The following is a 19,070-nucleotide window of genomic DNA, read 5'->3' on the forward strand; positions in this document are numbered from 1 at the left end:
AGTGTATTATAAAAACGAATTTTTATAGATATTTATATAATGTTTAAAGGATCATTTACTGCATTAATAACACCATTTAAAAACAATCGATTGGATAAGAATGCTTTTATTAAATTAATTCATCATCAAATTGATAATGGCACTAATGGATTAGTGCCTGGTGGAACTACCGGAGAATCTCCAACATTAAGTCATGCCGAACATAGGGAGATTATTAAAATTTGTGTTCGTGAGTCAAAAGATAGAATTCCAATTATGGCTGGAACGGGATCTAATTCTACTGAAGAGGCTATTGATCTAACAAGATTTGCAGAGAAAGCGGGAGCAAGTGCAGCATTAATTGTAACACCTTATTATAATAAACCAACGCAGGAAGGTTTGTACCAACATTATAAGGCAATTAATAATCGATGCGGTATACCCATTTTTATTTATAACATTCCAGGTCGATCAGTAATTGATATGAGCGTCGATACAATGGCTCGTTTATTTGAATTAAAAAATATTGCTGGAGTAAAGGATGCGACTGGAGATCTCAATAGGGTCGTTCAACAACGAAAAAAATTAGGAAAAGATTTTATTCAATTCACTGGAGAAGATTCCAATGCATTTGAATTTAAATTAAGAGGGGGAGTAGGCTGTATATCTGTCACTGCTAATGTTGCTCCTAAACTTTGTTCTGAAATGCAAATTTTGTTAGATTATAAAACTGACAAATTAATTTTTCAAAGAGCTAAAGAAATCAATAAAATGTTAAAACCATTACACGATTTGATGTTTGTGGAAACAAATCCTGCCCCAGTAAAGTTTGCTGTTAGTTTATTAAAGTTATGTTCAAAAGATTTACGTTTACCAATGGTAACTATTGCTAAAAAAAATCAAATCAGAATTAAGAATTTATTAAAAAAACTTTCATTAATTTAATTAATGAAAAAAGATGAGGGCAATTATCAGGTAGTTGCAAACAATAGAAAAGCTAGTTTTAATTATTTTCTTTTAGAATTAATTGAAGCTGGAATAGCTTTGTTAGGATCTGAAGTTAAATCTTTACGATTAGGTAAGGGCAATATCGCAGAATCTTATGCTGTTGATATTAGCGGAGAACTTTTTTTACAAAATTCTTATATTCCTGAATATAATCAATCCTCATATAATAATCATGATCCAAGAAGGCTTAGAAAATTATTATTAAGCAAAAAACAAATTAATAAAATAATTGGAAAGATTAATCAAGAAGGCTTAACGGTTGTTCCAGTCAGAATGTATTTTAATCACAAAGGAATTGCCAAAGTACAAATTGCTATTGCTAAAGGAAAAAAACAACACGATAAGCGACATACAAAAAAAACTAGAGATTGGGAAAGAGAAAAATCGAGAGTTTTTAGAAAAAACTAACTATGATACTTCTCTCACTCGGATCAAATCTGCCATCTAAATTTGGTGACAGTAAACAAACTTTGCTAAAATGTTATGAATTTTTTAATAATGATGAGGTTAAAATATTAAAAAAATCCAGTTTTTATGAAAGTGTTGCTGTACCAAATAAATTAGATCCTAAATTTATTAATAGTGTAATTTCCATTGAGACAAAATTTTCAGCAGAGGAGCTGATACAATACATTTTTAAAGTAGAGAAAGAATTTCATCGAAAACGAGATCTAATTAACGCTCCACGAACATGTGATATTGATATTATAGATTTTAATGGGCAAATAATAAATATTTCTAATAAGAATATTTCATTAAAAATTCCACATCCACGTTTAGAACAAAGAAGTTTTGTTTTATTTCCAATTAGAGAAATTGACAAAAATTGGAAAAGCCCTTTGTCTGGAAAAAAAATTGATCAATTGATTGAAAATTTAGACATAGAATCCAAGAAGAACATTACAATTATATAAAACTTTGATATATTTTTGTTCATGCTTAATCAGCAAGAACTTCTAGATAAAGTTAAGATTTATAACAATTATATTGACGAAAATGTTGTTAAAAAAGCTTATAACTTTGCATTTAATGTTCATAGAAATCAAAAGAGACTATCAGGCGATCCTTACATAACTCATCCCATTGCAGTTGCTGCTATTTTGTGTGACTTAAAAGTAGACACAGCCACTATTACTACAGCCTTACTACATGACACGATTGAAGATACAGAGGCAACATACCTTGAAGTTAATAAATTATTCGGCAAAGAAATTGCCGATCTTGTTGAGGGTGTTACAAAAATTTCAAGATTAGAAGATAAGTCTAAAGAATACTCTGTTGCTGAAAATTTTAGAAAACTAATATTAGCAACCTCAAAAGATATTAGAGTTTTATTAGTCAAATTAGCAGACAGACTTCATAACATGCGAACAATTAATAATATTGTTGATCCAGAAAAAAAATTAAGAATAGCAAAAGAGACCATGGAAATTTATTCTCCATTAGCAGAGAGAATGGGAATGCATAATTTTCGTGATGAGCTTGAAGATTTAGCATTTAATGTTTTAAATCCTGAGGCAAGAAAATTAATTACAGATCGCTTAATTCTTAACAAAGAAAGTTTAGGAGTAACCTTTTCTGAAATTTCAAAAAAAATATTAAAATTATTAGAAGAAAAAGGTATTAAAGCTAAAGTTACCGGCAGAGAAAAAACTCCTTTTTCCATTTGGAGAAAAATACAAAATAAGAGAATTTCCTTAGAACAAATTACGGATATTGTAGGTTTTAGAGTTATTTTGGATAATGTTGATTTGTGTTATCAAACTCTTGGCGTCTTTCATACTGAATGGTCAATGGTTCCAGGAAGATTTAAAGATTATATTTCAGTTCCAAAATCTAATAGTTATAAATCAATTCACACATCTGTAATTGGACCTAAACGACAAAAAATTGAAATTCAGATTAGAACTCATGAAATGCATGAGTTCGCAGAAAGAGGAGTAGCTGCTCATTGGAATTACAAAACTAACGAAAAGGTAAGTGATAAAACTCTAAAAGATTATAATTGGTTAAAAGATTTAGTTGAGATGTTAGAAAGTGGAGAAAATCCAGAACATTTTTTTGAGTATACAAAACTTCAACTGTTTCAAGATCAAGTATTTTGTTTTACTCCTAAAGGAGCACTTATTCGCTTACCAGCAAATGCTACCCCGATAGATTTTGCTTACGCAGTTCATACTGAAATTGGCGACAAATGTATTGGTTGTAAAATTAACGGTAAAGAGTCACCTTTGCAAAGTATCCTAAATAATGGTGATGAAGTTCAAATTATCACTTCTTCTAAACCATCACCTTCAATGTACTGGTCATCCATAGCTAAAACAGGAAAAGCTAGGGCTGCAGTAAGAAGATATTGGAGTTTGAGAAAAACTAATAATTCAGAGGAAAAAGCTTACGATACTAGTTTATGGGTTCTTTTAAGTCATAAGGCAGGAACTTTAGGAGAGGTTTGTACCATGATTGGAAAACACAAATGTAATATCTCAAATGTTGAGCTTGTTGATAAAAAAGATGATTTTATAAGTTTTATTTTTGACCTAGAGATTAAAAATTTAAAAGATTTTACGAACTTAATTTCTGAAATCAAACAACAAGGAATAAATTTTAAAATTATTAGAAATAGAAAAGTAGATGCTAACAGAAAAACAAACTAAGAAAATTTTTTTAGATACGAAAGCCTTATTACAAGGTCACTTTATTTTATCCTCAGGATTACACAGTGAATATTATTTACAATGCGCTAAATTATTAATGCATCCAAAATATTCTGAGTCAGTATGTAAATCCTTATCAAAAAAAATAAGAAAAGTTTTTAAAAAAATAGATTTAATTGTTGCGCCCGCTATGGGAGGAATTATTGTCGGATATGAGGTTGCAAGACATTTAAAATTGCCTTCAGTTTTTACTGAACGCGTCTCTGGAGAATTTCAATTAAGACGTGGCTTTGAAATTAAGCCAGGTGCAAAAGTGTTGATTGTTGAGGATGTTATTACAACAGGTAAATCAAGTATGGAGTGTGCCCAGGTTGTAAAAAAATTAAAAGGAAATGTTATAGGATTTGCATGTATTGTAGACCGCTCAAATAAACAAAGTTCTATTAATTTAGAAATTGTTTCACAAATCACGTTTGATATTCCCGTTTTTAAGGCAAACGAAATTCCTTCTAAATTAAAATCAATTCCAGCAATTAAGCCTGGAAGTAGGAATTTAATTTAAATGAGAAAAAGAATTAGATTAGGTTTTAACATTGATCATGTGGCTACAGTAAGAAATGCAAGAGGTGATGATTATCCATCGCCATCTAGGGCCGCGCTAATAGCTCAAAATCATGGAGCTGACTCTATCACAGTTCATTTAAGAGAAGATCGAAGACATATTCAGGATCAAGACTTAATAGAATTAAAAAAAAAAATTAAAATTCCAATAAATTTAGAAATGGCTTTAACGCCTGAAATGCTTAAAATTGCATTAAAATTAAAACCTAAGTTTGTATGTATTGTTCCTGAAAGAAGAGAAGAAGTCACCACTGAAGGCGGGTTAAATTTAAATTATAAAACCAATTATTTGAAAAAAGTTATACGCTTATTAAAAAATAAAAATATTCAAGTTTCCTTATTTATAGAACCAAGCCTAAAAAGTGTTGTTATGGCAAAAAAAATGGGCTCAGATAATATTGAATTACATACTGGAAAATATTGTAGATTTTTTAGACAGGGTAATAATCTAAATACTAGAAAAGAGTTTTTGAGAATAAAAGAAGCTGCAAAACTTGGTAATAAATTAAACTTAGGAGTTCATGCGGGTCATGGCTTAAATTTTATAACTGCAAAAAAAATTTCACAAATAACTGAAATTTCAGAGTTGAATATCGGACATTTTTTTATATCAGAGTCGATATTTTTTGGTATAGCTAATGTCCTAAAAAAGTTTAATAAAATTTTAAATCGATGAATGTAATTGGCTTGGGGACGGATATTGTAAATATTAATAGAATAAAAAAAATTTATTCTAAATATGGTAACCAGTTTTTAAATAAAATTTTGACCGAGTCTGAAAAAAAATCTGAAAAAAAACTATCTAGATTTAAGAATGTTTCAACAATTGCTAAAAGATTTGCTGCTAAAGAAGCTATCTCAAAAGCAATTGGATATGGTTTTTCAAATGGCATCCATTTTAAGGATATAGAAATATACAATGATGAGAGCGGCAAGCCTTATGCTAATTTAAATGGCAAAGCCAAGACCATAGTTAATAAAATATCTAAGAAATATAATATTTTTTTAACTCTATCCGATGATAAACCGTGGGCTGTTGCAACGGCTCTAATTACTTCTGAATGAAAAAAATTATCATTGATAATGCAAAAACACTCATTTTTGCTTTTCTAATTGCATTATTTATAAGAACTTTTTTTTTCCAGCCCTTTTATATTCCATCATCATCTATGGAGGAAAGTTTACTTGTAGGAGATAGGCTGTTTGTTACTAAATTTACTTACGGTTATAGTAAACATTCTTTACCTTTTAGCCCAAATATTTCCGACAAAAGAATTTTATTCTCTTCTCCTGAAAGAGGGGATGTAATTGTTTTTAAAACTCCAGAGGATAACGATACAGATTATATTAAGCGTTTAATAGGATTGCCCGGTGATAAAATTCAAATGCTCAATGGTGTGCTAAATATTAACAATAAACCGATAAAGAGAGAATTTATTAAAAATGACTTCGTACTATGTGGTGGGACTAAAATTAAGTCAAATTTTTACCAAGAAACATTACCAAATGGAAAAACTTATTTAGCCGCTTACTCTGAAAAAAATTCATCAAAAGACACTGATGTTTATTTAATACCTCAAAATAAATTTTTTTTTATGGGTGATAACAGAGATTGTTCGCAAGATAGCAGATATCTTTCTAGCGTTGGATATGTAGATAAAATTAATTTGGTAGGTAAGGCGCAAATTTTATTTTTTTCAAATAACGAAGAAATAGGAAATTTATTTACTTTTTGGAAATGGCATAAATCCATAAGATTTAATAGAATCTTAAAATTTATTAAATGATTTCTGATAATAAGATCAGTGATGTAGAAAAAATTATTGGTGTAAAATTTTCAAACAAAAAATTCTTATCACAAGCTTTAGTTCATAAAAGTTTTTCCAATGACAATTCCTCTAATAATGAAATTTTAGAATTTTTAGGTGATAGAGTTTTAGGATTGGTACTTGCTAAAAAATTAATCAATTTGTACCCCAACGATAAAGAAGGACAGCTTGATAAAAAATTAGCCTCACTAATTAATAAAAAAGTTTGTGCAAAAGTAATAGAAAAATATGATTTATTAAAATTCATATCAATAAGCAAAGGGCAAAAGAAAATTAAAACAGGAAACCTAAAAATTTTAGGAGATTTGTGTGAGTCTCTTATAGGAGCAATATATATTGATAGAGGATTTGAAGTTGTCGAAAAATTTATTTTTGATTTATGGAAAGATCAACTAAAGCAATCAAGTGAAATTAAAATTGATGCAAAAACAAAGCTGCAAGAATTATCTTTAAAACTTTATAAAGAGCTTCCAAAATACAAAGACTTATCAACCTCTGGACCTGCGCATAAGCCGATTTTTAAAGTTTCAGTTAATATTAAAAAGTCCAAATCGTTTATTGGCGAAGGTTCCTCAAAAAGAAATGCTGAACAAAAAGCAGCTCAATCATTATTAGATAGTTTAGATAATGAATAAAAAAAGAATAGGATATGCCTGTTTAATCGGACCAACAAATGCAGGCAAATCAACTTTACTAAACACAATTTTTAAAAAAAAAATCTCAATTGTTTCTCATAAAGTTCAAACAACAAATTTTGCAATAGAGGTTGTTAAATATCACAAGGATAACAAGATTATTTTTGTAGATACTCCTGGTCTTTATAATAAAAAAAATAATACTAACTTTTTAAATGACGTAAATATTGAAGTTAAAAGATCAGATGTAATCGTTATAATTTTAGATATTTCTATTCATTTATTTTATGAAGAAATTCTTGAAAAAATTATTAAAAATATAAAAAAACCAAAAATATTAGTATTTAATAAAATTGATAAAGTTTCACAGGAATTTGCAATCGAGCAGGTTAATAAATCTAATTTTGTTAAAAATTTTGATGAAATTTATTACGTTTCAGCTCTAAAAAACAAAAATATTAATAATCTTTTAGATGGGATTGTTTCAAAACTTCCTGAGGGTGATTTTGAAAATTCTATTAATTTTGAAACAAATATATCTAAAGATGTTTTTTTTTCTGAACTTACACGCGAGGCAGTATTTAAATATTTAAACCAAGAGTTGCCATACCAGATTTATGTAAAAACTTATAAATTTGAAAAAGAAAATAGGAATTATAAAATTTACCAATATATTTATGTAAAAAATAATAATCATAAAAAAATTATTTTAGGAAAAAATGGGAGTGTTATTAAAAAAATTGGTATAGCAGCTAGAAAAGAAATTGAAAAATTATTTAAACACAAAGTTAGTTTATTTTTAGACGTACAAACATCTAAGCAATGACTTGGAGTGATGAGGGATACATACTTGGAGTTAATATTTACGGTGAAAATTCCTCTATTATAAGCATTCTTTCAAAGGATCATGGTCATCATAAAGGAATAATTTATGGAGGAACTTCTTCTAAATTAAAAAAATTAATTCACATTGGTAATAAAATTAAAGTTACTTGGAAGTCAAAATCAGAGGATGCAATCGGTTACTATAATTTTGAATTGATGGATGCAATAGCTCCAAAATATTTTGATAATGATAAAAAATTAACAGCTATATTATCAGCCACAAGTATCTGTCTAAAAATATTGCCTGAAAGAAATGTATATTTAACTGTTTACAACTCTTTTGAGGATTTATTTAAATCATTAAATTCTAATGATTTTTTTAAAAAATACGTTTTATGGGAGAGATTTTTGTTATCGGAGCTCGGCTACAATCTTCATTTAGAAAGTAAAGAAACTTTAAAATTATTTAATAAAAATTTAAGTTATCCACAATATTTTAATGATAATTCAGCATCCTTTACTGATAAAGACATTTACAACGGGTTGTTAATTAACAAGCACCAATTATTAAATTATATTTTTGAACCAAATAAAGTTAAATTTCCTTTTTATAGAATAAAATTAGAAAATTTCTTCAATGAAAAATAAAGATAATATTTTAAATGCATCCTTAGCAACTGAGTTTAGCCAAAAGTATTTAGCCTATGCATTATCAACGATTACGCATAGAGCACTACCTGATGTTAGAGATGGTTTAAAACCAGTTCACCGCCGACTGCTTTACGCCATGTATCTTTTAAATTTAGGATCAAAATTACAACCTAAGAAATCTGCAAGAGTAGTTGGGGATGTTATCGGTAAATTTCATCCTCATGGAGACCAGTCTGTTTACGATGCATTAGTGAGATTAGCTCAAGATTTTTCAATTCGTTACCCATTAGTAAACGGTCAGGGTAATTTTGGAAATATTGACGGCGATAATGCTGCTGCCATGAGATACACGGAGGCAAAACTCACTGAAATTTCCGAACTTTTGCTAGAAAATATAGATGAAGAAACGGTGGATTTTAAAAGTACTTATGATGGTGATTTACAAGAGCCTTTAGTATTTCCTGCCAAATTTCCAAATTTATTAGCAAATGGAGCATCTGGAATTGCTGTTGGAATGGCAACAAGCATACCACCACATAATATTGTCGAAATTTGCGAAGGTTTAAAAATTGTCAATCATGACAAAAATGTTTCTATAAAAGAATTATTAAAAGTTCTTCCAGGTCCTGATTTTCCAACGGGTGGTATTTTAAATAATAATAAGTCAGAAATATTAAAAGCCTACACAAGTGGAAGAGGTTTTTTTGAACTAAGGTCTTCTTATAAAATTGAGGATTTAGGCAGAGGTCAATATCAAATATCAATACATGAAATTCCCTATCAAGTAAGTAAATCGACTTTAATAGAAAAGATTGCAGATCTAATTATAAGTAAAAAAAATAAATTAATTGATAATGTTATAGATGAGTCAGATCAATTAGTTCGCATCATTATCCGTCCAAAAAACAGAAATGTTAAACCTGAAGTATTGATGGAAAGTTTGTTCAGACAAACCGATTTACAGGTAAGAATTCCATTAAACATGAACGTTTTAAATTCAAAGTTACAGCCAAAAGTAATGTCGATAAAAGAAGTTTTAGTAAATTTTTTATCCCATCGTTATGAAGTTTTAATAAGAAAATCAGAATTTAGATTAAAGAATATCAAAAACAGAATAGAAATTTTAATTGGATTTATTAAAGTTTATCACAATTTAGATAAAATTATTAAAATTATAAGAAATGCAGATGATCCAAAACTACAACTGGTAAAAAAATTTAAGTTCACACAAAATCAAGTAAATGCAATTTTGGATATGCGTTTAAGAAATCTTAGAAAATTAGAAGAAAAAGAAATTAAGCAAGAATATAAAGATTTATTATCTGAAAAAAACTTTTTAACAAAATTATTATCTTCTAAATCTTTACAAAAAAAAGAAATAGATAGTGAAATAGATTTTTTGATTAAAAAATTTAAAGATAATCCATTATTAGGCAAAAGAAGAACTCAATTAGATAAATTTGGAAGTGTTAATGAAGAAGACTTTGATAATGAGATTAAATCTGATCATCCTCTTACAATTACCATTCTTAAAAATGGTTTTATTAAATCACAAAAATCTTTTGTTAAAAATTTGGAAGAACAAATTGGAAATGAAAGTAGCTCTTTATTAATTCATGCTCGCTCCAACGATAAAGTTATATTAGCTTCAAATTTTGGTAAATTTTATACAATTGAGGCTGATAACATCTTAACTGGATCATCAACAGGAAGGCCAATTTCTTCATACTTATCCCTTACTGACAATGAAAAAATTATTGATGGCTTTAAATTTGATAATGAAGGTGAAATTTTTATCTACACTAGAGAAGGATATGGTTTTGTTGCTTTAGAAAAAAACCTTGAAACTAATAAAAAAACCGGAAAAAAAGTGATGAATGTTAAGGGTGATGATAGGGTTATTGGAGTTTCTAGAGTAATTAAAGATTATGATGCCGTTGCAGTCATTTGTGAGGCTGACAAGAAAAATAAGATGCTTGCTTTTAACATTAACGAACTTCCAAAATTAGATAAGGGCAGAGGTGTTATTTTAGTTAAAGGAAAATCGCTAAAGGTTATTAATGCTACAGTATTTAATTCAAAGTCGGTTATAAAAGATCAAATGGATAAAACTCTGTTTGATAAATCTGCAATAGAGGACAATTTTGCAAAGAGAGCTCAATCTGGAAAGATTATTAAGAATTATAAAAATCAGATTATGAATAGAAATTTTGAAAATAACATTAGATGTCATTTATAATACGATGAATATTTCCAGATATAAGAAAATTTTGTCAAAATATGCAACTGGAATAACAGTTATAACAAAAAAAAGTAAAAATAGTTTAATTACAGGAATTACTGTTAATTCCTTTGTCTCAATATCTTTAAAGCCCGCATATATTTCATGGAGCTTAGACAAAACAACTTCAAGTTATAAAAAATTTTATAATTTAAAATTTTTAAATATTTATATTTTATCTGAAAAACAAACTAATGTTTCAAATTATTTTTCCTCTAGAAATGAAATACAAAAAAACTCAATTATTGTGAAAAATTTATTAAAAAATAATCTGGCAGAACTTTATTGTAAAACAGTAAAAAAAATTAATATTGGTGATCATTTATTTTTTGTTGCAAAAGTTTTGCAATTTAAATTAAAAAAAGAAAAAAAACCCCTTATCTATTTTTCAAGTAAATATAAAAAATTATTTGGATAGGTATTTTTCTATTACTTCGTTAGCAAAGTAAGAAACAATTGCATTAGCGCCAGCTCTTTTAAAACTATAAATTACTTCAAGAATAATATCTTCTTTTGCTAATGATGATTTAATTCCATTTTTAATTAAGCTGTATTCACCTGAAACGTTGTAAGCAAAAACAGGTACGTTAAATTTTTGTTTAATTTTATAAATAATATCAAGATAAGCTAAAGCTGGTTTAACCATTACAAAATCTGCTCCTTCATCCAGATCTAATTTAACCTCAAGTAGCGCTTCATCTGAATTCTTATAATCCATTTGGTAAGTTTTTTTGTCAGATTTAAGAGTTGAGGATGTGCCAACAGCATCTCTAAAAGGAGAGTAGAAGTTAGAGGCATACTTAACTGCATAGGACAATATTTGAATATTAAAAAATTTATTTTTTTCCAAAGCATTTCTTATTAAGCCAATTCTTCCATCCATCATGTCTGATGGGGCAATGATATCGCATCCAGCTTGTGCTTGGACTAAGGCTTGTTTAATTAAGATTTTATTTGTTTCATCATTATGAATTTCATTATTTATAATAAGACCGTCATGACCATGAGACGTGTAAGGATCAAGAGCTACATCACACATAACCCCAATATTCTTATTTAATTTTTTAACCTGCGATATTGCATTACAAACTACATTATTTTTATTAATAGCTTCGGTTCCCTTATTATTTTTTTTTGAATTTTCAATTAATGGAAAAATAGCAACAGCAGGTATTTTATTTTTTGATGCTCTAGAAATAATTTCATCCAATCTATCTATGGAATATCTAAAAATTCCTGGCATAGATTTAATTTCTTGTTTCTTGTTCTTACCCTCACAAACAAAAACAGGTAATATAAAATCAGATTTATCAAGATAAGTGTCATTTATTAGTCTTCTAGACCATTCTGACTTTCTATTTCTTCTTAATCTAGTGCTAGGGAATTTCATTAGAATTTTATATTTAATGCGACAATACAGTAAAAGTATATATTTGAAAAAAGTATTTTCTATAGGGTAATATTAGCTATGAGCATAGATTACGATCTTATTTTTAACAGTGCATTAAAAGATCTAAGACAAGAAGGTCGTTATAGAATTTTTAATAATATTACTCGAAAAAAAGGTGAGTTTCCAAAAGCAGTTTATAATAATCAATACGGAATTAAATCTGACGTAACTATTTGGTGTAGTAATGATTATTTAGGAATGGGGCAGAATCCTCTTGTTGTCGATGCATTCGTAAATGCAGTAAATTTAGTAGGCGCTGGTGCTGGCGGAACAAGAAATATTTCAGGTACATCAAATTACCATGTTGAGTTAGAAAATGAGTTGGCAAAATTTCATAATAAAGATGGAGCTTTAATTTTTACCTCTGGCTACATTGCAAATGAATGCGCTTTAAGTACGTTAGCTAAATTTTTACCAAATTGTATTATTTTTTCTGATGAAAATAATCATGCGTCAATGATTGAGGGTATCAGAAAAGGTAATTCTGACAAATTTATCTGGAAACATAATGATGTTGATCATCTTGAGTATCTTTTAAAAAATTCTAATAAAGATCATCCAAAAATTGTAGCCTTTGAATCTGTTTATTCAATGGATGGTGATTTCGCTCCGATTAAAAAAATTATTGAAGTCTCAAAAAAATATAATGCACTTACTTATTTAGATGAGGTTCATGGAGTTGGACTTTATGGAAAAAATGGTGGGGGTTTATCTGAACAACTTGGGCTAACTTCGGAGATAGACATTATAGAAGGAACATTAGCTAAAGGCTTTGGTTTGATGGGCGGCTACATTACAGCTAAATATAATATTATTGATGTTATTAGATCGTTTGCTCCAGGATTTATTTTTACAACTTCCTTACCTCCTAGTTTAGCAGCAGCAGCAGTTGCTAGCATTCGATATGTTAAAAACAATTATAGTTTAAGGGAAGCTCTTTACGAGAGGGCAGAAAAATTAAAAAAATTAATGCTTGCTAAGAACTTACCAATTATAAAAAATAATAGCCACATAGTACCACTGTTAGTTAAAGATCCGGTGAGATGTAAAGAAATTTCAGATATTTTATTAAATGAATACTCAATATATGTGCAGCCTATTAACTATCCGACGGTTCCAAGAGGTTTAGAAAGACTTAGATTTACTCCAACTCCTTTACACGATGATTCTAAGTTAGAGTTCCTTGTAAATGCTCTTGATAAAATTTGGAGAGAATTAAAACTTTCAAGAGCGGCCTAATATATAAAATTATTAATTAGTTTTTTTAATATACAAGGGATTTTGAAGTTGGTAATTAACAGCTGTGTCTAAATCACTAACAAAATCAATTATTATTGGCTCTGATCATGCCGGTTTCTTAGTTAAGGAGAAAATTAAAATTTTTTTAAAGAAAGCTAATATTAAATTATTAGATATTGGAACTTTCTCAGAAGAAAGAGTTGATTATCCAGATTATGGGAAAAAATTAGCATTAGCTGTAAAAAATAAAACTGTATTTGGGATATTGATTTGTGGCTCTGGCATTGGGGTTTCTATTGCGGCAAATAGGATTAAAAAAATAAGAGCAGCTGTTTGCTACAACAAAAAATCAGCCTCTTTAGCTAGAAAACATAATAATGCAAATGTATTGTGTCTTGGCGCTAGATTAATTGATTTTAAAAACATTAAAACAATTGTAAATACTTTCATTAGTACAAAATTTGAAAAAGGCAGGCATTTAACTAGAGTTAAAAAATTAGATAAATAAATATGAGTACAGCCAGTAATGTTGATAAGAAAAATATAGAAGATTTTTTTAATCATAGTTTAAAGACTTCAGATCCAGATATTTATGAATCAATTCAAAAAGAATTTTCCCGTCAACAAAATCATATTGAGTTAATTGCATCAGAGAATATTGTTTCAAGAGCAGTATTAGAAACTCAAGGATCAGTTTTAACGAATAAATATGCCGAAGGTTACAGTGGCAAAAGATATTATGGTGGTTGCGAATTTGTTGATATTGCAGAAGACTTGGCAATTGAAAGAGCAAAGAAATTATTTAAGTGTAATTTTGCAAATGTTCAGCCCCACTCAGGTGCACAAGCAAATGGAGCAGTATTTTTAGCTCTATTAAAACCTGGTGATACAATTTTAGGAATGGGAATTGATCAGGGAGGTCATCTCACCCATGGAGCGCCTCCGGCAATGTCTGGTAAGTGGTTTAATGCAATTGCTTATGGAGTTAGAAAAGATAATGGATTAATTGATTATGACTCAGTTAAAGATTTAGCAATTAAACACAAACCAAAACTAATCATTGCAGGTGGTAGTGCTTATTCAAGAATAATTGATTTTAAAATTTTTAAAGATATCGCAAAACAAGTTGGTGCCTATTTGTTAGTTGATATGGCCCATTTCTCTGGTTTAGTTGCTGGAGGAGTATATCCAAATCCCATTGAATATGCAGATGTAGTTACATCCACTACTCACAAAGTGTTAAGAGGACCAAGAGGCGGAATAATTTTGACTAATAATGAAGAGTTAGCAAAAAAATTTAATTCAGCTGTTTTTCCTGGCTTGCAAGGAGGACCATTGATGCATGTGATTGCTGCTAAAGCTGTTTGTTTTAAAGAGGCTTTGTCAGAGGATTTTAAATCTTACACAAAATCAGTAGTAGCCAATGCAAAGGTACTTTCAGAAACATTAAAGAATTTAGGCTATACGATTTTTTCAGGAGGAACTGACACTCATTTAATTCTTATAGATTTAAGACCTTTTAAACTAACAGGAAAAGATGCTTCAGACTCATTAGGAAGGGCAAATATAACGTGTAATAAAAACGGTATTCCTTACGATGATCAAAAACCTTGGATTACATCTGGAATTAGACTTGGAACACCAGCGTGCACGACTAGGGGATTTTCTTTAAACGAATTTAAAACAGTTGGAATTTTAATTGATCAAGTTTTAAAAGGGTTAATTAATAAAAATAGTGATAAAGTTGAAAAAGAAGTTCAAGAAAAAGTAAAAAATTTGTGCGGAGCTTTCCCAATTTATAATTTTTAATTTTTGTGATTTGTCCATTTTGTAAAGAAAAAGAAACTTCAGTAATTGATTCAAGGCCCACCGAAGATGGAACTGTTATCAGACGTAGAAGAGAATGTAGTTGCAAGCAAAGATTCACCACTTTTGAAAGAGTTCAGCTTAGAGAGTTAATTGTTGTTAAAAAAAATGGAAGAAAATCTACTTTTGATAGAGAAAAATTAGCTAAATCAATTAATATTGCACTTAGAAAAAGACCTGTAGATAGCGATACAATAGAAAAATTTATCTCGAAAATTTACAGAAATTTAGAAGACTTAGGCCAGGCCGAAATATTATCTAGTACAATTGGAAAATATGTAATGGAAGGTTTAAAAGATCTTGATCCAGTTGCCTATGTTCGTTTTGCTTCAGTATATACCAATTTTAAAGAGGCAAAAGATTTTGAGCAATTTGTAGACCAACTTAATGTTCCTTCAAAAAAATAATACTAAATTTATTAATTCTTATTTTATGAAGCTGGCTTTTAATTTAGCCAACCTTCATCGTAATATGACCGGAATTAATCCTTCTGTAGGTTGTCTAGTTTGCAAAAAAAATAGAATATTATCCTATGGAGTAACAGGTATTGGCGGCGGTCCACATGCTGAATATTCCGCTTTAACTAATTTAAAAAAAACAAATAATTTAAATTGTTTTGTTTCCTTAGAACCTTGCCACCATCAAGGAAAAAATCCACCGTGCACAAAGTCTATAATTAATAAAAAAATTACAAATCTTTATTATTCAGAAACCGATGATGATCCTAGAGTTCAGGGCAAAGGACTTGAATTTTTACAAAATAATAGAGTAAGGATTAGTAAAATTAATAATACTTATAAAGATAATTTTTATAAATTTTATAATGATTTTAATAAAAATTTTATACCAAAAGTTTATGCAAAAATAGCAACCACAAAAAATTATTACTCTTTTGTTAAAGATAGACCGCAAATTACAAATATTTATTCTAAAAAACTAACCCATATTTTACGTTCAGAAATTAATGCAATTTTAATAGGAGTTAATACGCATAATAAAGACAATCCATTACTAAATTGTCGTATAAATGGTTTGGAACGATTGTGTCCCGCTCGTTTTATAATTGATCCAAATCTTAGAATTAAAAAAAATTCAAAATTAATTTTATCTGCAAAAAAAATAAAAACTTATATTTTTTATTCATCTAAAAATAAAAATAAAATCGAATATCTCAAGAAGAAAAATATTTTCTTAATTTATTTACCTTTTGTTAAAAAAAACGAGGTAGATTGCAAACAAATCCTAGTTACTATCGGTTTGTTGGGTTACAAGAATGTATTAATAGAAGGGGGTTATAGTACTATTGAAAAATTTATTGATCATAATTTGATAGATTTTTTTTATTTTTTTAAAAACAATGAATTTATAAATAAAAAGATGTCCCATTCATTTAAGAGGATTTATATGACTTTACAAAAAAACTTTAAATACCAAAAAAAATTACAACAGGTTTATTTGAAAAATAACACCTTAACTGTATTTAAGAAATAATTAATTAGATGTTCACTGGAATAATAAAAAATATTGGAATTGTTAAACAATTTAAAAAAAAAACTAATGGTTATTACCTAACTGTTATTTCAAAATTACAATTTACCAAAAAAGATATTGGAACCTCCATTTCATGCTCTGGAGTTTGCTTAACCCTAACAAAAATTAAAAAATATAAGAGTAAAAATGAATTATTCTTTTATTTGTCAAAACACACAGTTTTAACCTCGGCATTTAAGTATTTAAGCTCTGGAGACATTATAAATTTAGAAAAATCCATGAAATATGGTGATGAGTTTGCAGGTCATTTTGTGCAAGGACATGTAGACACCACAATTAAAGTTTTAAGTGTCGATTCTAGTAATAAAAAAAGTTGGATTATATTTTTTAATATACCTAAAAAGTTTAAAAAGTTTTTAATTGAGAAAGGGTCCATAGCAATCAATGGAATATCTTTAACTATTGCAAAAATTTTAAATAATAAATTTAAAGTTGTGATTATTCCTCATACATTGCAAAATACAAATCTATTAAAACTGCAGAAAAATAATTACGTTAACGTTGAGATTGATTTGATAGCTAAAACTTTATTAAAAAAATAATCATGTTTTCTTCAGTAAAAAAAATTATTCAAGATGCAAAGAGAGGAAAAATTTTTATTTTAGTCGATGATAAAAATAGAGAAAATGAGGGAGATCTTGTCATTCCCGCTTCAAAGATTGATCATAAAAAAATTAACTTTATGGCAACTCATGGTAGGGGTTTAATTTGTTTAGCTATTGATAAAAATAAAGCTAAAGCTTTAAATCTATCTTTAATGCCGAGCAGGAACTCTTCGCGATTACAAACTGCATTCACTATTTCAATTGAAGCAAGAAAGGGAGTTACAACTGGAATTTCTGCAAAAGATAGAGCTCATACTATTAAAACGGCAATTAAAAAAAATGTTACAGCAAAAGATATATCAACGCCTGGTCATATTTTTCCATTAATTGCAAAGGATGGGGGCGTACTAGAAAGAGCTGGTCACACAGAGGCATCGGTTGACATAGCCAAACTTGCTGGATGTGGTCCAAGCGGTGTCATCTGTGAAATAATGAATACAGATGGTTCAATGGCAAAGGGAAGACACCTTATAAATTATGCTAAAAAATTCAATTTAAACATCGCACGAATTGAAGATTTAATTTCTTACCGATTAAAAAAAGAAAGTTTAATAAAGCTTAAAAGAATTGAGCAAGTAAAGATTGGCAAGGATGATGTGTATCAAGTTAAAATTTATGAGAATAAATTAGATGGAAAAGAGCATATCGCGTTAATCAAAACTCAGGATAAAAAGATTACTCCAAGAGTTAGAGTTATATCATCAAATATTGTAACAAGCTTTTTATCAAAAAATAAAGAAAACCTATCTATTAATAAAACACTTAATTATTACAAAAAATTTAAGAATTGTATTTTAATTATAATCAGAGATGAATTGGTTAAAACTAATCTAGATAATAAAAAAGAAAGCAGTTTGCGAAATTATGGTATTGGTGCTCAGATTTTGCGAAGTTTGAATGTAAGAAAAATGATTTTAATATCTAAATCTAAGAAAAATATTATAGGTCTTGATGGTTTTGGTATAAAAATTGCAAAACAAGAGTTTATTAAATGAAAAAAAAAATATTAATAGTTAGTTCTTCTTTTTATAAAAATTTAGAAAAAAAACTTCTATCGGGCGCTTTTAACGAAATAAATAAAAAATTATTTTCAGTTAATCATTTTTCTGTTTCAGGAGCATATGAGATTCCTCAATTGCTAAATATTTTATTAAAGAAAAATAAATATGCTTTTTGCATAGCATTGGGCTGTATTATTAAAGGAGAAACACCACATTTTGATATCATTAGTCAGTCCGTATCTGATAAATTATTAGAAATTTCAATAAAACATAATGTTCCAGTTTCTAATGGCGTGCTGAATTGTAATAATACAAAACAAGCTGAAGTCAGATGTGATCCTAAATTAAAGAACAAAGGTGGAGAAGCTGTACGCGCTGCATTAAGTGTTTATAATTCTATTTATAAACTTTAATGACAATTGTTAAAAATAATTCAAGATTAATAATAGTTCAGCTTTTATATAGTTATTATTTAAATCAAGAAAAATTATTATTTGATTTTAAAAATCCTTATAAAAGATTTATTAAAAAGATTTGTAACGGTGTTATTGAAAACAATTCTTTATTAGAAGAAAAGTTAATAAACTTTTTAGATAAAAAATTTGATCTTAAAAATTTTGAAATAATATTTTCTATTATATTAAAGTCTGCAATTTATGAGATTTTTTTTTATAAAAAAACGCCTTTTAAGGTAGTCATCGATGAATATCTAAAAGTTACAAAAATGTTTCTAAACGATAAGCAGAAAAATATTATTAACGCTGTGCTAGATAAAATTGCAAAAAGTATCTAGTTTTTTGCAGTTTTTCATTTGTTTTAAATGTCATTTGATTAAAAAGGTTGATTTTATAAAGGTAATTTGGCATTTACGTAGT

The 19,070-nt window shown here is 28.2% G+C and carries 23 protein-coding genes; 22 read left to right on the forward strand and 1 reads right to left on the reverse strand.

What is annotated here, in order from left to right:
- Nucleotides 1-39: 39 nt before the first annotated feature.
- Genes dapA through CR143_RS02625 form a run of 13 tightly spaced genes read left to right on the forward strand, consistent with a single transcriptional unit; the run spans nucleotide 40 to nucleotide 10,901 of the window.
- Nucleotides 40-924 carry a 4-hydroxy-tetrahydrodipicolinate synthase gene (gene dapA, locus CR143_RS02565; protein ID WP_099340278.1) on the forward strand — a complete coding sequence of 295 codons (885 nt, stop codon included), beginning with the start codon at nucleotides 40-42 and terminating at the stop codon, nucleotides 922-924.
- Between the two features lie 3 nt (nucleotides 925-927).
- A complete protein-coding gene (smpB, locus tag CR143_RS02570) occupies nucleotides 928-1,395 on the forward strand; it encodes an SsrA-binding protein SmpB (protein WP_099340279.1) in 468 nt (155 codons plus the stop codon).
- A 2-nt stretch (nucleotides 1,396-1,397) separates the two neighbouring features.
- A complete protein-coding gene (gene folK / locus CR143_RS02575; RefSeq protein WP_099340280.1) occupies nucleotides 1,398-1,901 on the forward strand; it encodes a 2-amino-4-hydroxy-6-hydroxymethyldihydropteridine diphosphokinase in 504 nt (167 codons plus the stop codon).
- A gap of 21 nt (nucleotides 1,902-1,922) precedes the next feature.
- Nucleotides 1,923-3,641: a bifunctional (p)ppGpp synthetase/guanosine-3',5'-bis(diphosphate) 3'-pyrophosphohydrolase gene (locus CR143_RS02580; RefSeq protein WP_099340281.1), complete on the forward strand. Its 1,719-nt coding sequence runs from the start codon at nucleotides 1,923-1,925 to the stop codon at nucleotides 3,639-3,641.
- Nucleotides 3,619-4,203: an orotate phosphoribosyltransferase gene (gene pyrE, locus CR143_RS02585; protein WP_099340282.1), complete on the forward strand. Its 585-nt coding sequence runs from the start codon at nucleotides 3,619-3,621 to the stop codon at nucleotides 4,201-4,203. Before CR143_RS02580 ends, pyrE begins: the two co-directional genes overlap by 23 nt.
- Nucleotides 4,204-4,938, forward strand: coding sequence for a pyridoxine 5'-phosphate synthase (locus CR143_RS02590; RefSeq protein WP_099340283.1), 735 nt, complete (start codon nucleotides 4,204-4,206; stop codon nucleotides 4,936-4,938).
- Entirely contained in the window at nucleotides 4,935-5,327 is a 393-nt protein-coding gene (acpS, locus tag CR143_RS02595) for a holo-ACP synthase (RefSeq protein ID WP_099340284.1), read from the forward strand. The genes CR143_RS02590 and acpS overlap by 4 nt, the downstream gene beginning before the upstream one ends.
- Nucleotides 5,324-6,049 carry a signal peptidase I gene (lepB, locus tag CR143_RS02600; RefSeq protein ID WP_099340285.1) on the forward strand — a complete coding sequence of 242 codons (726 nt, stop codon included), beginning with the start codon at nucleotides 5,324-5,326 and terminating at the stop codon, nucleotides 6,047-6,049. Before acpS ends, lepB begins: the two co-directional genes overlap by 4 nt.
- Entirely contained in the window at nucleotides 6,046-6,726 is a 681-nt protein-coding gene (gene rnc, locus CR143_RS02605) for a ribonuclease III (RefSeq protein WP_099340286.1), read from the forward strand. The genes lepB and rnc overlap by 4 nt, the downstream gene beginning before the upstream one ends.
- A complete protein-coding gene (gene era, locus CR143_RS02610; RefSeq protein ID WP_099340287.1) occupies nucleotides 6,719-7,552 on the forward strand; it encodes a GTPase Era in 834 nt (277 codons plus the stop codon). The genes rnc and era overlap by 8 nt, the downstream gene beginning before the upstream one ends.
- On the forward strand, nucleotides 7,549-8,199 hold the full coding sequence (recO, locus tag CR143_RS02615; protein ID WP_099340288.1) for a DNA repair protein RecO: 651 nt from the start codon (nucleotides 7,549-7,551) through the stop codon (nucleotides 8,197-8,199). Before era ends, recO begins: the two co-directional genes overlap by 4 nt.
- The gene (gene parC, locus CR143_RS02620) at nucleotides 8,189-10,441 is read left to right on the forward strand and encodes a DNA topoisomerase IV subunit A (protein ID WP_099340289.1); all 2,253 of its coding nucleotides are present in this window, start codon (nucleotides 8,189-8,191) and stop codon (nucleotides 10,439-10,441) included. Before recO ends, parC begins: the two co-directional genes overlap by 11 nt.
- A gap of 4 nt (nucleotides 10,442-10,445) precedes the next feature.
- A complete protein-coding gene (locus tag CR143_RS02625; protein WP_204524610.1) occupies nucleotides 10,446-10,901 on the forward strand; it encodes a flavin reductase family protein in 456 nt (151 codons plus the stop codon).
- Here CR143_RS02625 and hemB read toward each other — a convergent pair.
- On the reverse strand, nucleotides 10,890-11,873 hold the full coding sequence (gene hemB / locus CR143_RS02630; RefSeq protein WP_099340291.1) for a porphobilinogen synthase: 984 nt from the start codon (nucleotides 11,871-11,873) through the stop codon (nucleotides 10,890-10,892). The genes CR143_RS02625 and hemB overlap by 12 nt on opposite strands.
- A 78-nt stretch (nucleotides 11,874-11,951) precedes the next feature.
- On the opposite strand from hemB, the gene hemA reads away from it, so the two are divergent.
- The 9 genes from hemA to CR143_RS02675 all read left to right on the forward strand — a co-directional run bounded on the left by hemA (nucleotide 11,952) and on the right by CR143_RS02675 (nucleotide 18,988).
- Nucleotides 11,952-13,172, forward strand: coding sequence for a 5-aminolevulinate synthase (gene hemA / locus CR143_RS02635; protein ID WP_099340292.1), 1,221 nt, complete (start codon nucleotides 11,952-11,954; stop codon nucleotides 13,170-13,172).
- Between the two features lie 64 nt (nucleotides 13,173-13,236).
- A complete protein-coding gene (gene rpiB / locus CR143_RS02640; protein ID WP_099340293.1) occupies nucleotides 13,237-13,680 on the forward strand; it encodes a ribose 5-phosphate isomerase B in 444 nt (147 codons plus the stop codon).
- 2 nt (nucleotides 13,681-13,682) lie between these two features.
- The gene (glyA, locus tag CR143_RS02645) at nucleotides 13,683-14,981 is read left to right on the forward strand and encodes a serine hydroxymethyltransferase (RefSeq protein ID WP_099340294.1); all 1,299 of its coding nucleotides are present in this window, start codon (nucleotides 13,683-13,685) and stop codon (nucleotides 14,979-14,981) included.
- A 5-nt stretch (nucleotides 14,982-14,986) separates the two neighbouring features.
- The gene (gene nrdR / locus CR143_RS02650; protein ID WP_099340295.1) at nucleotides 14,987-15,445 is read left to right on the forward strand and encodes a transcriptional regulator NrdR; all 459 of its coding nucleotides are present in this window, start codon (nucleotides 14,987-14,989) and stop codon (nucleotides 15,443-15,445) included.
- A gap of 25 nt (nucleotides 15,446-15,470) precedes the next feature.
- The gene (gene ribD / locus CR143_RS02655) at nucleotides 15,471-16,529 is read left to right on the forward strand and encodes a bifunctional diaminohydroxyphosphoribosylaminopyrimidine deaminase/5-amino-6-(5-phosphoribosylamino)uracil reductase RibD (protein ID WP_204524611.1); all 1,059 of its coding nucleotides are present in this window, start codon (nucleotides 15,471-15,473) and stop codon (nucleotides 16,527-16,529) included.
- Between the two features lie 8 nt (nucleotides 16,530-16,537).
- Entirely contained in the window at nucleotides 16,538-17,131 is a 594-nt protein-coding gene (locus CR143_RS02660) for a riboflavin synthase (protein WP_099340297.1), read from the forward strand.
- Between the two features lie 2 nt (nucleotides 17,132-17,133).
- Entirely contained in the window at nucleotides 17,134-18,189 is a 1,056-nt protein-coding gene (ribB, locus tag CR143_RS02665) for a 3,4-dihydroxy-2-butanone-4-phosphate synthase (protein WP_099340298.1), read from the forward strand.
- A complete protein-coding gene (gene ribH / locus CR143_RS02670) occupies nucleotides 18,186-18,608 on the forward strand; it encodes a 6,7-dimethyl-8-ribityllumazine synthase (RefSeq protein ID WP_099340299.1) in 423 nt (140 codons plus the stop codon). Before ribB ends, ribH begins: the two co-directional genes overlap by 4 nt.
- Nucleotides 18,608-18,988, forward strand: a complete 381-nt coding sequence (locus CR143_RS02675; protein WP_099340300.1) for a transcription antitermination protein NusB — start codon at nucleotides 18,608-18,610, stop codon at nucleotides 18,986-18,988. Before ribH ends, CR143_RS02675 begins: the two co-directional genes overlap by 1 nt.
- The last annotated feature ends 82 nt before the right edge of the window (nucleotides 18,989-19,070 follow it).

The organism is Candidatus Fonsibacter ubiquis, from assembly GCF_002688585.1.
GTDB classification, from domain to species: Bacteria; Pseudomonadota; Alphaproteobacteria; order Pelagibacterales; family Pelagibacteraceae; genus Fontibacterium; species Fontibacterium commune.

Excerpts from the sequence above, each read along its gene's own strand:
- dapA (WP_099340278.1), top strand. The coding sequence starts at position 40 with ATGTTTAAAGGATCATTTACTGCATTAATAACACCATTTAAAAACAAT.
- smpB (WP_099340279.1), top strand. The coding sequence starts at position 928 with ATGAAAAAAGATGAGGGCAATTATCAGGTAGTTGCAAACAATAGAAAA.
- folK (WP_099340280.1), top strand. The coding sequence starts at position 1,398 with ATGATACTTCTCTCACTCGGATCAAATCTGCCATCTAAATTTGGTGAC.
- CR143_RS02580 (WP_099340281.1), top strand. The coding sequence starts at position 1,923 with ATGCTTAATCAGCAAGAACTTCTAGATAAAGTTAAGATTTATAACAAT.
- pyrE (WP_099340282.1), top strand. The coding sequence starts at position 3,619 with ATGCTAACAGAAAAACAAACTAAGAAAATTTTTTTAGATACGAAAGCC.
- CR143_RS02590 (WP_099340283.1), top strand. The coding sequence starts at position 4,204 with ATGAGAAAAAGAATTAGATTAGGTTTTAACATTGATCATGTGGCTACA.
- acpS (WP_099340284.1), top strand. The coding sequence starts at position 4,935 with ATGAATGTAATTGGCTTGGGGACGGATATTGTAAATATTAATAGAATA.
- lepB (WP_099340285.1), top strand. The coding sequence starts at position 5,324 with ATGAAAAAAATTATCATTGATAATGCAAAAACACTCATTTTTGCTTTT.
- rnc (WP_099340286.1), top strand. The coding sequence starts at position 6,046 with ATGATTTCTGATAATAAGATCAGTGATGTAGAAAAAATTATTGGTGTA.
- era (WP_099340287.1), top strand. The coding sequence starts at position 6,719 with ATGAATAAAAAAAGAATAGGATATGCCTGTTTAATCGGACCAACAAAT.
- recO (WP_099340288.1), top strand. The coding sequence starts at position 7,549 with ATGACTTGGAGTGATGAGGGATACATACTTGGAGTTAATATTTACGGT.
- parC (WP_099340289.1), top strand. The coding sequence starts at position 8,189 with ATGAAAAATAAAGATAATATTTTAAATGCATCCTTAGCAACTGAGTTT.
- CR143_RS02625 (WP_204524610.1), top strand. The coding sequence starts at position 10,446 with ATGAATATTTCCAGATATAAGAAAATTTTGTCAAAATATGCAACTGGA.
- hemB (WP_099340291.1), bottom strand. The coding sequence starts at position 11,873 with ATGAAATTCCCTAGCACTAGATTAAGAAGAAATAGAAAGTCAGAATGG.
- hemA (WP_099340292.1), top strand. The coding sequence starts at position 11,952 with ATGAGCATAGATTACGATCTTATTTTTAACAGTGCATTAAAAGATCTA.
- glyA (WP_099340294.1), top strand. The coding sequence starts at position 13,683 with ATGAGTACAGCCAGTAATGTTGATAAGAAAAATATAGAAGATTTTTTT.
- ribD (WP_204524611.1), top strand. The coding sequence starts at position 15,471 with ATGAAGCTGGCTTTTAATTTAGCCAACCTTCATCGTAATATGACCGGA.
- CR143_RS02660 (WP_099340297.1), top strand. The coding sequence starts at position 16,538 with ATGTTCACTGGAATAATAAAAAATATTGGAATTGTTAAACAATTTAAA.
- ribB (WP_099340298.1), top strand. The coding sequence starts at position 17,134 with ATGTTTTCTTCAGTAAAAAAAATTATTCAAGATGCAAAGAGAGGAAAA.
- ribH (WP_099340299.1), top strand. The coding sequence starts at position 18,186 with ATGAAAAAAAAAATATTAATAGTTAGTTCTTCTTTTTATAAAAATTTA.
- CR143_RS02675 (WP_099340300.1), top strand. The coding sequence starts at position 18,608 with ATGACAATTGTTAAAAATAATTCAAGATTAATAATAGTTCAGCTTTTA.